This window comes from Sulfuricurvum sp. (assembly GCF_023229695.1).
Taxonomy (GTDB): domain Bacteria; phylum Campylobacterota; class Campylobacteria; order Campylobacterales; family Sulfurimonadaceae; genus Sulfuricurvum.
This window is the reverse complement of sequence record NZ_JALNYS010000001.1, coordinates 166,571-179,788: the sequence shown is the minus strand read 5'-3', so window position 1 is coordinate 179,788 and position 13,218 is coordinate 166,571. Positions and strand designations below refer to the sequence as shown.

Annotated in this window: 15 protein-coding genes and 1 tRNA gene; 5 read left to right on the top strand and 11 right to left on the bottom strand. The window is 44.9% G+C overall.

All coding sequences use genetic code 11. From position 1 onward, the window contains the following. Nucleotides 1-79: 79 nt before the first annotated feature. Nucleotides 80-322 (bottom strand): HP0268 family nuclease, encoded by a 243-nt coding sequence (locus M0P91_RS00970; protein WP_295063189.1) that lies wholly within the window; start codon nt 320-322, stop codon nt 80-82. 314 nt (nt 323-636) lie between these two features. Between M0P91_RS00970 and nusA the strand changes: the two genes are divergently transcribed. After that, complete coding sequence (nusA, locus tag M0P91_RS00965) at nt 637-1,767, top strand: transcription termination factor NusA (protein WP_295063186.1); 1,131 nt, start codon at nt 637-639, stop codon at nt 1,765-1,767. A 293-nt stretch (nt 1,768-2,060) separates the two neighbouring features. On the opposite strand, the gene M0P91_RS00960 is transcribed toward nusA, so the two are convergent. Continuing rightward, nucleotides 2,061-3,014: an ABC transporter permease gene (locus M0P91_RS00960; RefSeq protein WP_295063183.1), complete on the bottom strand. Its 954-nt coding sequence runs from the start codon at nt 3,012-3,014 to the stop codon at nt 2,061-2,063. 75 nt (nt 3,015-3,089) lie between these two features. Next, the gene (locus M0P91_RS00955; RefSeq protein WP_295063180.1) at nt 3,090-4,421 is read right to left on the bottom strand and encodes an OprD family outer membrane porin; all 1,332 of its coding nucleotides are present in this window, start codon (nt 4,419-4,421) and stop codon (nt 3,090-3,092) included. 251 nt (nt 4,422-4,672) lie between these two features. On the opposite strand from M0P91_RS00955, the gene M0P91_RS00950 reads away from it, so the two are divergent. Continuing rightward, on the top strand, nt 4,673-5,095 hold the full coding sequence (locus tag M0P91_RS00950; RefSeq protein WP_295063177.1) for a hypothetical protein: 423 nt from the start codon (nt 4,673-4,675) through the stop codon (nt 5,093-5,095). Between the two features lie 169 nt (nt 5,096-5,264). On the opposite strand, the gene fabI is transcribed toward M0P91_RS00950, so the two are convergent. From fabI to gap, 4 genes are all read right to left on the bottom strand, one after another. Beyond that, nucleotides 5,265-6,086 (bottom strand): enoyl-ACP reductase FabI, encoded by an 822-nt coding sequence (fabI, locus tag M0P91_RS00945; protein ID WP_295063174.1) that lies wholly within the window; start codon nt 6,084-6,086, stop codon nt 5,265-5,267. Between the two features lie 75 nt (nt 6,087-6,161). Beyond that, the gene (locus tag M0P91_RS00940) at nt 6,162-6,878 is read right to left on the bottom strand and encodes a triose-phosphate isomerase (protein ID WP_295063171.1); all 717 of its coding nucleotides are present in this window, start codon (nt 6,876-6,878) and stop codon (nt 6,162-6,164) included. 133 nt (nt 6,879-7,011) lie between these two features. After that, entirely contained in the window at nt 7,012-8,205 is a 1,194-nt protein-coding gene (locus M0P91_RS00935) for a phosphoglycerate kinase (protein ID WP_295063168.1), read from the bottom strand. Nucleotides 8,206-8,307: 102 nt separating this feature from the next. Beyond that, entirely contained in the window at nt 8,308-9,321 is a 1,014-nt protein-coding gene (gene gap, locus M0P91_RS00930) for a type I glyceraldehyde-3-phosphate dehydrogenase (RefSeq protein WP_295063165.1), read from the bottom strand. Nucleotides 9,322-9,396: 75 nt separating this feature from the next. On the opposite strand from gap, the gene nadD reads away from it, so the two are divergent. The 3 genes from nadD (at nt 9,397) to M0P91_RS00915 (ending at nt 11,014) form a co-directional block, all read left to right on the top strand. Further along, a complete protein-coding gene (gene nadD, locus M0P91_RS00925; protein WP_295063162.1) occupies nt 9,397-9,942 on the top strand; it encodes a nicotinate (nicotinamide) nucleotide adenylyltransferase in 546 nt (181 codons plus the stop codon). Then, on the top strand, nt 9,926-10,255 hold the full coding sequence (gene rsfS, locus M0P91_RS00920) for a ribosome silencing factor (RefSeq protein ID WP_295063160.1): 330 nt from the start codon (nt 9,926-9,928) through the stop codon (nt 10,253-10,255). Before nadD ends, rsfS begins: the two co-directional genes overlap by 17 nt. Before the next feature lie 144 nt (nt 10,256-10,399). Next, complete coding sequence (locus M0P91_RS00915) at nt 10,400-11,014, top strand: ElyC/SanA/YdcF family protein (RefSeq protein ID WP_295063157.1); 615 nt, start codon at nt 10,400-10,402, stop codon at nt 11,012-11,014. A 116-nt stretch (nt 11,015-11,130) separates the two neighbouring features. Here the strand turns inward: M0P91_RS00915 and M0P91_RS00910 are convergent. The 4 genes from M0P91_RS00910 to mqnP all read right to left on the bottom strand — a co-directional run bounded on the left by M0P91_RS00910 (nt 11,131) and on the right by mqnP (nt 13,161). Further along, a tRNA-Arg gene (locus tag M0P91_RS00910) sits at nt 11,131-11,207 on the bottom strand. 63 nt (nt 11,208-11,270) lie between these two features. After that, complete coding sequence (locus tag M0P91_RS00905) at nt 11,271-11,786, bottom strand: hypothetical protein (protein WP_295063155.1); 516 nt, start codon at nt 11,784-11,786, stop codon at nt 11,271-11,273. Beyond that, the gene (locus M0P91_RS00900) at nt 11,783-12,304 is read right to left on the bottom strand and encodes a hypothetical protein (protein ID WP_295063152.1); all 522 of its coding nucleotides are present in this window, start codon (nt 12,302-12,304) and stop codon (nt 11,783-11,785) included. The genes M0P91_RS00905 and M0P91_RS00900 overlap by 4 nt, the downstream gene beginning before the upstream one ends. Continuing rightward, nucleotides 12,304-13,161 carry a menaquinone biosynthesis prenyltransferase MqnP gene (gene mqnP, locus M0P91_RS00895; RefSeq protein ID WP_295063149.1) on the bottom strand — a complete coding sequence of 286 codons (858 nt, stop codon included), beginning with the start codon at nt 13,159-13,161 and terminating at the stop codon, nt 12,304-12,306. Before mqnP ends, M0P91_RS00900 begins: the two co-directional genes overlap by 1 nt. Nucleotides 13,162-13,218: the final 57 nt, after the last annotated feature.

Genomic DNA, 13,218 nt, shown 5'->3' with positions numbered 1-13,218 from the left:
CAAAATTCAAAGCTGGATTTACCCGCAGGGGGCACAATGCCCGCTTTCGCGGGAATGACGAAATTAGAGAAAAATAGATTTATAATATATGCACTTCGTACATATATTCGTTTGCAGAGAGGCCGAAACGGACTTCCCGCATATAAAAACTCTTCCCTTCCCCTTCAAAATGGTCTTGAAGAGCAAGAAGATCTTTATGTGAATTCTCGCGATCAAAATAGAGAATCAGCGAATTGCTTTTTTCGACCATCTCCGTAATTTTTTTAAGATCGATTTTTTTAGGCTTTGTATCATGCTCACTTCGGGCAAGTTTCAGTTCCATATGTATCCCTTTCTCCGTTTTTAGCGTTCTTAATAGTAACTGACCTTACGCACCTTGCTTTAGTAAGCGCGTCAAGGGGAATTTTCTCCCGCATCCGAAAGATGCGGGTAGCTTTAGGGGGTTGTAGGGACCCCGGTCCCTGCCACTTTACGGGTTTTACCCGAAAAGTGCGTAACATCAGATAGTAAGACATTGTATCTCTCTTTCGATAAATATCCTATTAAGAGATTTTTTTGTATAATACTGGTCCTTCATAAAAAAGACTTCCCGCACACCACCATTTTTTTATGAGTCACCCTAATAAGGATTTTACTGTGGAAAATATTTTAGATATTATCGATTCGATTGCCAACGAAAAAGGGCTCAAACGCGAGCATGTCCAAGAGGCGATTAAAACCTCATTTATCCAAACCGCCAAACGGCTTATTAACCCTACATTTGCGTTTGAAGCCGATATTGATGATCGGACCAAGCAGGTAAAATTACGTCAAATCATCACAGTTATGGCCGATGATGCACCCGAGTTGAACGGGGGAGAAGCCGGTGCATATATGGGTATCAGTGCGGCGCAAGAGATCGATGATGAAGCCGAAATCGGCGATCAGCTCCAGATGGAGCATGATATCGAAAGTTATGGCCGAAGTGCCTTTGCAACCCTTCACCGGGAAATCGAATTTCATATCCAGCGCCTCGTTGAAAACGAACTCTACGATAAATACAAAAGCAAAATCAACCAAATCGTCTCCGGCCGTGTTACCCGAGTCGATAACGACCAGAATACCGTGATTGAAATCGATGAGATCCGTGCGATTTTACCGATGAAGAACCGTATCAAAGGGGAGAAATTTAAAGTCGGCGATGTTGTCAGCGCCATCGTCCGCCGCGTCCATGTCGATAAATCAAGCGGTATTTCAATGGAACTATCCCGTACCGCCCCAAAATTTCTCGAAGAGCTCCTTGCTCTTGAAGTTCCCGAGATCAAAGACGGCATCGTCATCATCGAAAAATGTGCCCGTATCCCGGGTGAACGGGCTAAAATCGCCCTCTATTCCATCCGTCCCCAAATCGATCCGATCGGGGCAACGGTCGGAGTACGCGGGGTCCGTATCAATTCGGTCAGCGATGAGCTCTGCGGAGAAAACATTGACTGTATCGAATACAGCGCCTCTCCGGAACTCTTCATATCCCGAGCAATGTCTCCGGCTATCATCAGCGCCGTTACGGTCGAAGAGAGCGAAAGCGGTGAGAAAAAAGCGATTGTCACCCTCCCGAGCGATCAAAAATCAAAAGCCATCGGCAAAAGCGGAATCAATATCCGCCTTGCTTCGATGCTGACAGGCTACACCATCGAGCTTAACGAGCAAGGAAGCTCTGCTACCTCGGAAAAAGCAGCTGAAGAGAAAAAAGAGGGGCTTAGCTCTTTGGAAGCACTTTTCGGGAATTAAAATATTCTCATACTTTTCTGTTTAGCCAGAAAAGTACCAAAAGAGCATACCGTGATCCAAGAACGCTCGCTCCTCTCGGCACTGCTGCCTTCGGAGCGGCTCTAGGTATTGGATCACGGAACTTTTATTTTTAATAATTTTCGCATAGCGAAAATAATCGACAACCTGTCCCCTGAGCATCCTTGTAAGCCACGCGCGTAGGCAGACGTGCCGGAGTCGCGTGAGCGATTTGCTCGGGGGACGCTTTTCTTTTGGTACTTTTCTTTTTTAAAAAGAAAAGAACAAATAAAAAATTATCGCCTTACAAACGGATTCAATTTCAAAAGCACCGCATCGGCAATCTGGTTACCGATCAGCGTCAAAAACGCACTCATCATCAAAATTCCCATAATAACCGGATAATCCCGACTCATCGCAGAGAGATAAAAAAGCTGCCCCATCCCCTCTATCCCAAAAATCGATTCCAGTATGACCGATCCGCCGATAAGCCCCGGCAATGAGAGGCCCAACATCGTCACAATCGGCGGAAGAAGATTGGGGAGGATATAGCGGCGGATAATCATCGATTCGGAAATTCCCCGAGCGCGGGCGAAATAGATATAGTCGCTTTTTAAAATCTCAAGAGTCAGCGAGCGGATATAAAGGGTCAGACTCCCGATCCCTACCAGTACCATCACTCCGATCGGCAAGGCCAAATGCCATGCCATATCGATATAATACCCTATCCCCTCCGGCGGTTCCAATGCATGCAGACCGTTGATCGGAAACCATCCCAGCATAACGCTCAGCAGCAACATTAAGAGGAGTGCGAGATAATACGAGGGCATTGCAAAACTCAGAAGCGAAAGCTGAAGAATCGTATGGTCCGTTACACTCTTATAACGCAGAGCAGCCCGGACACCCATCCACAGCGAAAGGGCAAATGTTATCACCATGGCTATCAGATTCATCCACAGCGTTACCGGCAGGCGTTGTAGAACGACGGTACTTACTTTTTCTCCGCTGACAAACGATATTCCAAAGTTAAGCTGAAAAAAGTTTGTGGTCCAATCGCTATATTGTTGCAGCAACGGCTTATCCAGCCCATAAATCGATTTGAGCTGTGCAATCGTCTCCGGCGTCATATTGGGATTGAGCTCCCCCCCCATAAAACTGTTCGGCGCCATATGAATCGCCCCAAACGAGAGAATTGAGATTAAAATAACCATTAAAAGAGTATACGCAACGGAGCTAAGAAAATATTTCATACAACTATTATAGCAAAAAACAGGAAAGTGTGCAGAAGAAAGGTCCACCCCAAAAAAGGGGTGAAAAGTCGAAAATTAGAAATTCACTTTTAGCATTGCAAGAACGCTGTCATAACGAGAACCGGTTGTGTTACCCACTTTGACATTTTGGTCTTTCGCATCGGTGCTGATGTATGCCAATGTAGCATCCAACGGTCCGAATGATTTAGACGCTGACAAGACAAGCTCAGTTACGTCATGATCCGCACCTGCTAAAACTGTAGCACTTTTATTATTGATATCTGTATATTGAGCAAACAATTGCGCAACCCCCGCATCGTAATCAGCAGCCACTGCGAATGATTCTGCACCGGCAGCACCTACATAACCGTAGTTCCAGTATGCTTCAGTATACAATTTAGACTGCGCTGTACCGAGGTTATTTGTCGCGACGTTCGCAACTTTTAGTGTACCGTCTGTGTCAGCTTTTGAATACGATGCTCCCACTTTTAGTTTTGGAATCGCTTCGTACGCCACTCTTGCCGCATACGCGCCGGAATCTTTCGTACCGGTTATTTTTGTGTTAATAGCAGCGTATTGAGCACCGAGTTTCAACCCTTTGACCAATTGGCAATCAACATCCCCCTGCAACCAGTAAGCACTTGCGATGTTAGAAACATTGTAGCTCCACCCTTGGAAAGTAAGAGGTTTGAATGAATTATTAAGAAATCCAACGGTATAAGCGCCATTCTTCGCAAAAGTTGTAAAGCTTGCATCCGCACCGACAACACCGGCATCCAATGCCAAACCAACACTGTCAAGCACTGATTGGTTTTTTCCTCCTAATCCTGCCATACCTGCTGCATTGGTACCGTTGCCTTTCCCAACCCATCCGGCGACGATTGTTGTATCCGCAATCTCTTGGCTAACAGCGACAATCGCATCAAACGTATTTGGAACTACTGACCATTTTTCAGAGAATGCTAACGGAGTATCAAGCTCCATGCGGCCCAATTTTAAGGTTGTTTGGCTAAGAGTTGCGGCTACCCACATCTCACCCATCCATGCTTTATCATCAACTTCAGGATAACCTGCACCCGTCCCCGGTCGTACAGTGTGTGCACCTGTCCAAGTAGCATCTACAAGATTATTTTCCAATCCAAGAGTACTAATCGCATACCCAGTTGCACCGAATGAAACGTTTTTCATCAAGTTACCGGTAACGCCAATACGTAATGCAGCATCCGCAGCACTTGTCCCTTTGGAAAAAAGGCTATTACTTTTAGCCCCTGTTACTGCATTTGTAGTATCAGCATTTTTTGTAAAATAGTAAACTTTTGCATCACCGTCTACTTTTACATTGTCCAATGCGAACGCGCTTGCACCTAGCAGCACCGCTGCCGCAAGACTCATTTTAACTAACTTCATTAATTCTCCTTAAGTTCAACTTGACCTAGTGTTTTTGTTTCGTCGAGGTTAATTGTAACGCCGCTATTCTTAAACACTGCTGTAATTTTTCAACTCTTATTTATTCCTTCTCAATCCGTTTGGGATTCCCTAAAATAGGATTGTGACAAATTTATTACAATAACCTAGGACTCTTTTTATTATCCATCCTCAGAATAATATGGTATATTACGAATTAGTTCAAAAAACTCAAAAAGAATATAGGAAACATAATGCGCTTTTTTATCCTTATCGCTTCAACCCTTCTCCTGCTTGCGGGGTGTTCCGGTCATTCTGCCGTCGCCCCTTCGCAAAACAGCGCATTACAGGCAATATCCCCAAGCACAACGGCGGTTTCCGAAGGGGGCAGAATGCAGCATGCATTGGATCTTTGGCTTAAAAATGAGTGGGCACCCCTCACGGGTTCCGGCACTCCCGCCGACGCCGCCAGCGTATCAGCTCCTGAAGTTTCTCACTCTTCAGTACCTCTGAAAACTGAGAACTCCGCATCTCAGGAAGAGGATACCTTTACCCTTCAGCACTATGTTGACAAATGGGAACGCTATAATGAAAACAAAAAGAAGCAAGAAGAGAGTCAAAAACAGGAACCTTCCCATATAGATGTCGTTAAACAAATACCCATTATCGGGAAGTAATGGTGATCTTTAGGAAGTTGTATGGGTAAAAAGCGTTAAAAAAGCCAACTGCTTGGCTTTTTTAGCTTTGAAACCCGCCTACGTACTGGTGGGCCGTCCCTACAACTTTGCGGGCTCTGAGCGGAAAGTGCGTAAGAGAAATTTATGAAAAAGGGTCGCCCCTTTTATTTTATTTTTGTTCGTCCCAGATAAAAACGCTTTTGCCGTCACTGTTTTTCTCAACAGCCGCCATCCCCATAATGTTATAACCGGCGTCAACATAATGGATCTCACCGGTAACACCCGATGCCAGATCACTCAACAAATACATCGCCGAATTGCCGACCTCTTCAATGGTAACATTTTTACGCATCGGAGCATTCGCCTCATTCCAATTCAGAATCTGTTTAAAATCACCGATACCGCTAGCGGCCAATGTTTTAATCGGTCCCGCGCTGATAGCATTCACCCGCTGCCCCTTGACACCCAGTTCTACCGCCATATAGCGTACGGTTGATTCCAACGCTGCTTTTGCAACCCCCATAACATTATAATTAGGGATATATTTCGGCCCACCGAGGTAACTGAGGGTAATTATCGATGCACCGGGCGCCAATACGGGTTCGAGACGGTTGGTTAAATCAATCAACGAATAGACAGAGATCTCCATTGCAATCTGAAACGCGCTTTTCGAGGTTTTCATAAACCCTTCGGTAAGAGCCTCTTTGGGGGCAAACGCAACCGAATGGACCAAAAAATCAATTGTGCCGAAATCGGCTGCAATTTTTGAAGCGATCGCACCCATATCGCTCTCGTCCGAAACGTCAAGTTTGTAGACCGGAGAGTTATTGAAGCCTGCGGCAATCGGTTCGACCCGTTTTTGAAGCGCTTCATTCAAATAGGTAAACGCCATCTGAGCACCTTGTTCATGAAGTGCTTTGGCTATCCCGTATGCAATCGATTTATCATTGGCCAATCCTACAATCAACCCTTTTTTACCCTTCATTATCATTCAAACTCCTTTATAGTTTTGATACGCCATCGGAGCTAAGCCCCGAATGGCTATGCTTGCGTGCTATTTAAATTCTTAAGCTTTATCTGTATTTAATTGTACCGCTTCCGCGATCATTTCACAAAAATCATGGGCACTCAAAGCGGCGGAACCGACCAAAACCCCATCCACATTGTTAAGGGCCATGATCGCCCCCGCATTCTCCACTTTAACACTGCCCCCATAAAGAATCGGGGCAGTTGTTTGAAGACGCAACGCATCGTGCACACGTTCAATCTCCTCCATGGAAGGGGTAAGCCCGGTTCCGATTGCCCATACCGGCTCATATGCAATGATCAGATCGGGATAGGTTAAATCTATCCCCTCAAACTGAGCTTCTACATACGCCATTAGCTTCCCTTCCCCCTCTTGCCGTACAGCCAAAGGTTCACCGACACAATAAACGATAATAAACCCCTGCTCGGCAAAAAAGCGAAATTTCTCGGCAATCAGTTCTTGAGATTCTTTCATAATATGGCGTCGTTCACTATGCCCGATCAGGATAGTCCGTATATCAAATTCTTCAAGCTGTTCAAGGGCAATCTCTCCGGTGTAGGCACCATTTTGGACCGGGTACCCATTTTGTACTCCGATGAGCACATTTCGTGAAATATGCTCCAACGCCGTAAACGGTGGAAAAACGATGACGGTATCTGAAATATCATTGGCACTGACAAATGACTCAACAACCGCCATATAGGCTTGAGTCTCCTGGCGTGTTTTATTCGCTTTAAAATTGGCGGCGAGTATCATTACATTTCCTCATTTCATTCGGAATAACGCCATCGGAATATATCCCGATTGGCTACGCTAACGCTGTGTTCTCTTCTGCAGAGGACCCACGCACGCTTGCGTGCTTTTATCTTTAACACTCAGGGTGTAAAATTCATTTTTTCATCAGAGGTTTTACTCCGGGTAAAACTTTCCCTTCCAACAACTCCAATGACGCACCGCCTCCTGTCGAGATAAAAGTGATCTCCTCATCCAAACCGATCCGTTGTACCAAATCGGCCGTGTCCCCGCCACCGACTACGGTTGTTGCATACGAATCGGCCACAAAATGGGCAATTTTATTCGATCCACGGGAAAAACGATCCATCTCGTATACCCCCATCGGGCCATTCCACAAAATCGTCTGAACATCCGCAAGTACCTGACGATACAGCCTTACCGTTGCCGGACCGATATCCAGTCCCATCCACCCCTGCGGTATCTCTTGAACCGAAGTAAGACGGCTAGCCGCATCGGGAGCAAACTTTTCTGCCGCGACCACATCTACCGGCAGATAAAATTTCACACCGAGACGTTTTGCTTCCTCCATAACCTTGAGTGCTTCGTCCATCAAATCATCTTCAACAAGAGAGTTTCCGACATTATGTCCGAGTGCTTTCAAAAACGTAAAAGCCATCCCCCCCCCGATCAGAACCTTATCAACGCGGGGAAGAAGATTAATAAGAGCTTCCAGCTTACCAGAGACTTTACTCCCCCCCACAATTGCCGCAAACGGGCGTACCGGACGTTCAAGCAGCGTACCGAAAAATTGAATCTCTTTTTGAAGTAAAAATCCTGCAGCTTTATGGGCATCATCAAAATATTCCGTAATTCCCTCTACCGAAGAGTGGGCACGATGACTTACCCCGAATGCGTCATTAATATACACTTCAGCCATCGATGCCAGTGCTTTGCTCAATATCGGATCGTTTTTCGTCTCCCCTTTTTCAAAGCGAAGATTTTCCAGCAACAGCACCTCACCCCCCTGAAGTTTTTCAGCAAGATGCTTAGCACTCTCACCGATCACATCCTCCGCCATCTGAATATCAATTTTAAGCAATTGATGCAATCGGCGGGCAACCGGTATCAGCGAATATTTCGCATCAAACTCCCCTTTAGGACGACCGAAATGAGATGCTAGAATAACGGCACACCCCTGATCCAAACAAAACTGAACCGTCGCGATCGCGGAACGGATACGGCGATCATCGGTGATATTGCCGTAATCGTCCATTGGGACATTGAAATCACATCGGATAAAAACTTTTTTTCCGGTGATGTCACAATCTTTAATACTAAGTAGCTGCATTTTTTCCTCTTACTGTAAGATTAAAATTTATTTTACCATGATTTTTATAACACATCTGTACATATAGACTCACCTTTGCGGTGAATTCATCCTAAGGAGGATCTACTCCTGCGGTATGTATGCATGGATGTAACGTGCCATTTCCACGATTCGGTTGGAATAACCCCATTCATTATCATACCACGCCATAATTTTAATGAGATTACCGTCAATCACCTGAATCAGATCATCGGCCACTGTGGCACTGTAAGATGACCCTACAAAATCCTGCGAAACGCGAAAGCGTTCATCCACCTCTAAAATACCTTTCAGTTGCGTCGATGCAGCATGTTTGAAAAGATTACGCACCTCTTCGACCGTTGTATCCCGTTCCACCAAAACATTCAGATCAACCATAGATACATCCGGCGTCGGAACACGTACGCTTTGACCGTGAAGCTTCCCTTCCAGATTCGGAAGAACCAAACTGATTGCTTTTGCCGCACCTGTCGTCGTCGGAATCATATTGACTCCGGCTGCACGGGAGCGACGTACATCTTTTGGATGAGAAACATCCAAAATATGCTGATCGTTCGTATACGCATGAATCGTCGTCATCAGCCCTTTTTGTATCCCGAATGTCTCATCCATAATTTTGGCAATCGGCCCGAGACAATTGGTCGTGCACGAAGCATTCGAAATAATCGGTTCCCCCGCATAAAGATGCTCATTGACCCCCAGAACAAATGTCGGAATCTCCGGGTCTTGCGTCGGGGCAGAAAAAATAACTTTTTTAACCCCTTTTTTCAAATGATGCGCCGTCAAAGCCCCAGTCAAAAAAAGCCCGCTGCACTCCAATACGACTTCAGCACCACATGCACCGAAATCAATGTTTTCGGGATTTTTTTCACAAAACACGGCCACCCTTGATGAACCGATTTGTAAAGTATTATCTTGAATCTTGGCCTCTGTTTCAAACGGTCCGTGAACCGAATCGTTTTGTAACAGGTAGAGCATTCTATCTATCGGTGCCAAATCATTAATCGCTACAAGCTCTACATCCGTTCTTGAAGCGATAACACGGGTGACACAACGACCTATTCTTCCAAAACCGTTTATTGCGATCTTCAGTGCCATCACATTTTCCTACAACCATTAATAGGGTTATTTTACCAAAAATCGGTTATAATTTCGTTTAAAAGAGGATTGGGTATGAATATTGCGCTTTACGGCGGCAGTTTTGATCCTCCTCACATCGGACATGTGCGCGTCGTAGAGGCTGCATTGATAAAATTGCCGATTGATAAACTGATTATTATTCCGGCTTACAAGAATCCGTTCAAGCTAAAAGTGTGTGCATCTGCCTCCAAACGGCTGCAATGGCTTAAAAAACTTTTTAAAAATATGCCAAAAGTCGAGATCAGCGATTTTGAAATTCGGCAAAATCGCAGTGTCTATACCATTGAAACGGTTGAACATTTTCGGGACGCCATAGAGACACTCTACCTCATTATCGGGGCGGACAATCTCGAAAAGCTTCCGCAATGGCACCGCTTTGAAGAGTTGAGTTCCCTTGTAGTCTGGGTTGTTGCGACGCGAGGAGAATCTCCTATCCCCGATGAGATGATCCGCCTTGACGTTGATGCACCGATTAGCTCGACCGATTGTAGAATGCTCCAAAGAGCACCGGGGCTGAACCTCATGTTTGATCATGAAATTATTACTACCTATAAGGAAATAAATGAATCCAAGAATTGAAAAAATCAGTGCGATTTTAGACCTGAACAAAGCCGAAGCGATCGAAGTTTTTGATCTAAGAGGGGGAGATTACTTTGCCGATTACGTCATTATCGCTTCATCGTTGGGGGAACGCCATACGTATGCTCTCCTTGATCATCTCAGAAGAGGATTAAAAGGCTCTGAACAATTTTTAGGAGTCGATGAGAGCGGTGACTGGATAGCGATTGATTTGGGAGATATCCTCATTCACATCCTTACCCCGCAATATCGTGTCAAATACGATTTGGAAAGCTTTTTAAGTGAAATTGCCGCACGGAAAAATAAAAACTAATCATCAAACGGGATGTTTTTACTCAAAAAACTTATCGCTTCCCTTTTAATGCCTTTTCCCATCTTTCTACTACTGATGGGGATAGCTCTTTATTTTTGGCAACGGGCGCAACATCGACGGGCGCAAAAAACCATTACTCTTGCTATGATATGGATTAGTCTCTTATCGTATCCACCTTTTTCAGCCCTTCTTCTCTATCCCCTCGAACATTCCTATTCAAAAGTGCAGTTTGGCCAAAACGTTCCTAAATACATTCATGTACTGGGACATTCGCATATCGGCAATCCGGCTATCCCCCTTTCATCAGAACTCAGCCTTGTCGGACTGGCACGTGTTACGGAGGGTGTATCCATTTACAAACGTTATCCGGAAATGAAAATTATTTTTAGCGGATACGGAGGGGATGAGCCGGTTTCCGATGCTCGAAAGAACGGAGAAATGGCGCTCTCAATGGGGGTAAAAGCGACAGATATCCTCTTTCTTGAAAGTGCAAAAGACACCTATCAAGAAGCACTTCAGGCCAAAAAAATCGTTGGTAATCAGCCGCTTGTTTTAGTAACCTCGGCTTCGCATATGCCCCGTGCCGTCGCTCTTTTCAAAAAGGCCGGTATCAAGGTCATTGCTGCACCCACAGACTTCCATGTCAAAAAGAAGGATACATTATTGCAATTCCCTTCCGCAGAGGGATTGTTGCGTTCGGAAACGGCGTTTCATGAATATTTTGGAATAGCCTGGAGTCAATTAACCGGCTTAATATAACGGTTCCTGAACGGATCCATCTATACCGGCGAAAAAGCTGTGAGTGGGTAAATTCTTAAGTGGTTCTGATATTTGATTTTCGTTTGTGAAAGTTTTATTGTTACGGTGTTTGTAAGTGGTGCGCCCGAAGGAATTCGAATCCCTGACCGCCGGTACCGCAAACCGGTGCTCTATCCAGCTGAGCTACGGACGCATATTGTGTTGTGAGACCGAAATTATAGCTGATAAAGCTTAAAATATTATTAAGTAAAAACTTCTATCGAAGCTGATTGATCTTAAGGACAAACTCTACCTCAGCTTTTGAGAGTCGAAGTTCTTTGGCAATGGCATCCACTTCCAATCCCTGATTGTACCGGCCGATCACTTTTTCATCATCCAAGCCGCTGATGGATGTCGGCAAAGAGAGGTTGCGAATCCGCTCTTCAAGATATCGGAGACGATTTTCAGTTTTTTCTTTATACGCACTAAAACTCCCCTCGATATGGCCCAAAGACTCCATAATCGGTACCGAGATCTCATTCACCTCACGCCCTAACTCTGCATGGAGCGAATGGTGTTCTCGCGGAACACTCTCCTGAAGCGACGTCATGATCTCAAGTTCTTGCTTAAGCCGCTTGTCCATCGCAAAGAGTTCACGCTGCAAATCGTTCACCGCTTTGGCTACGGAGCGAATTTGTGAACTCATTTCGGCTTCTTTGGTTATGACGAAATAAATCAGCCCTATCACCATCACCGTCAGTGCAATCAGTGCAATTTCAATGCCGTGATTCATTCACGCCCCTTAAGGTGACGTATCATAGCCCTCTCTCGTGCCGTCATATATCCGCTCCATGCATTTTCGTCTCTTGGATGAATTCGAAGAATTTTACCGATTGTTTCATCCACCGCTTCAAAGAAAAGAGGAGTTTCCCGCGTTGGATGAACCGGAAGTTCAAGACGGCAGTAATAGTGTTCTTTGGCTATCAACATCGGTGCACTCAATTTAAAGTACTCAAATCCGATCCCCTCAACATCCCCTTTATACGCTAAAGGTTCTCGATGCGGTGCCGTATTCGTTAACAAGTGTTCGAGGCGATCCATCTTACGATACAGTTCTGCTAATAAATGTAAAACAATCGGATCGGATTCACTTATCCCCCCTCTGACATTGGCCATTCGTAGCAGCTGTCCTAAAACATCTTCGTCATATTCACTTAATAGCTCATATTCGCGTTCAAAGTTTCCACCTCGCTCCGTGATCCGATCAAAGGAGATCTCAAAAATTGCGGGAACCAGTCTAATACTCTCCATCACACTACCTTATCCAAAATAATCAATGCTATAAATACAAATCCCAAATAGCCGTTTACCGTAAAAAATGCCCGATCAATCTGTGTAAAATCACGATGCACCAAATAATGCTCATATGCTAACATAAGAATTGAAAATACCACTGCGCAGTGTGCAAAAACGCCCAAATTTGCCGTTATGACAAACGTTTCCCAAAATAAGGCAGTAAGCAGATGGAATATTGCAGATAGTTTTAATGTCGTTGCGCTTCCGAAGCGTGAGGGAATTGAGTGAAGATTATTGGCAACATCAAATTCCATATCCTGTAACGAATAGAGTAAATCAAATCCCGCCACCCAGAACATTACCCCGATACTCAGCCATAGCGACCATGCCGTAATCTCGCCGCTGACTGCAATCACACCGGCAATCGGCGCCAGTCCCAAGGATATCCCCAATACGATATGTGCCATGGAACTGAAGCGCTTAAAATACGAATAGCTCCCCAATACAATTAGGATCGGTACACTTAAAGAAAACGCAAGAGAATTGACAAAATACGAAACACCGATAAAAATCAGCGCATTGACAAGGGTAAAAAGGGCGATGGAGGTTGCATCCAGACGCCCGTCTACACTCGGACGTGTTGCGGTGCGCGGATTATACGCATCGAATTTACGATCGACAAAACGGTTAAATCCCATCGCAAAGTTTCTTGCACTCACGGCAGCAGCCGCCCCTAAAAAGAGAAGACGAAACCCGAACCATCCATCCGATGCAACGATCATAGCGATAAAAATAAAAGGGAGTGAAAATACGGAGTGCCGGAACATGACCAATTCATTAAAATAGTGCAGCTTTTTAATCAATCGTTTCACATTCACCCTTTATCTTATAGTCATTTATTTTATCGTAAATTATCTTTGACACAATCA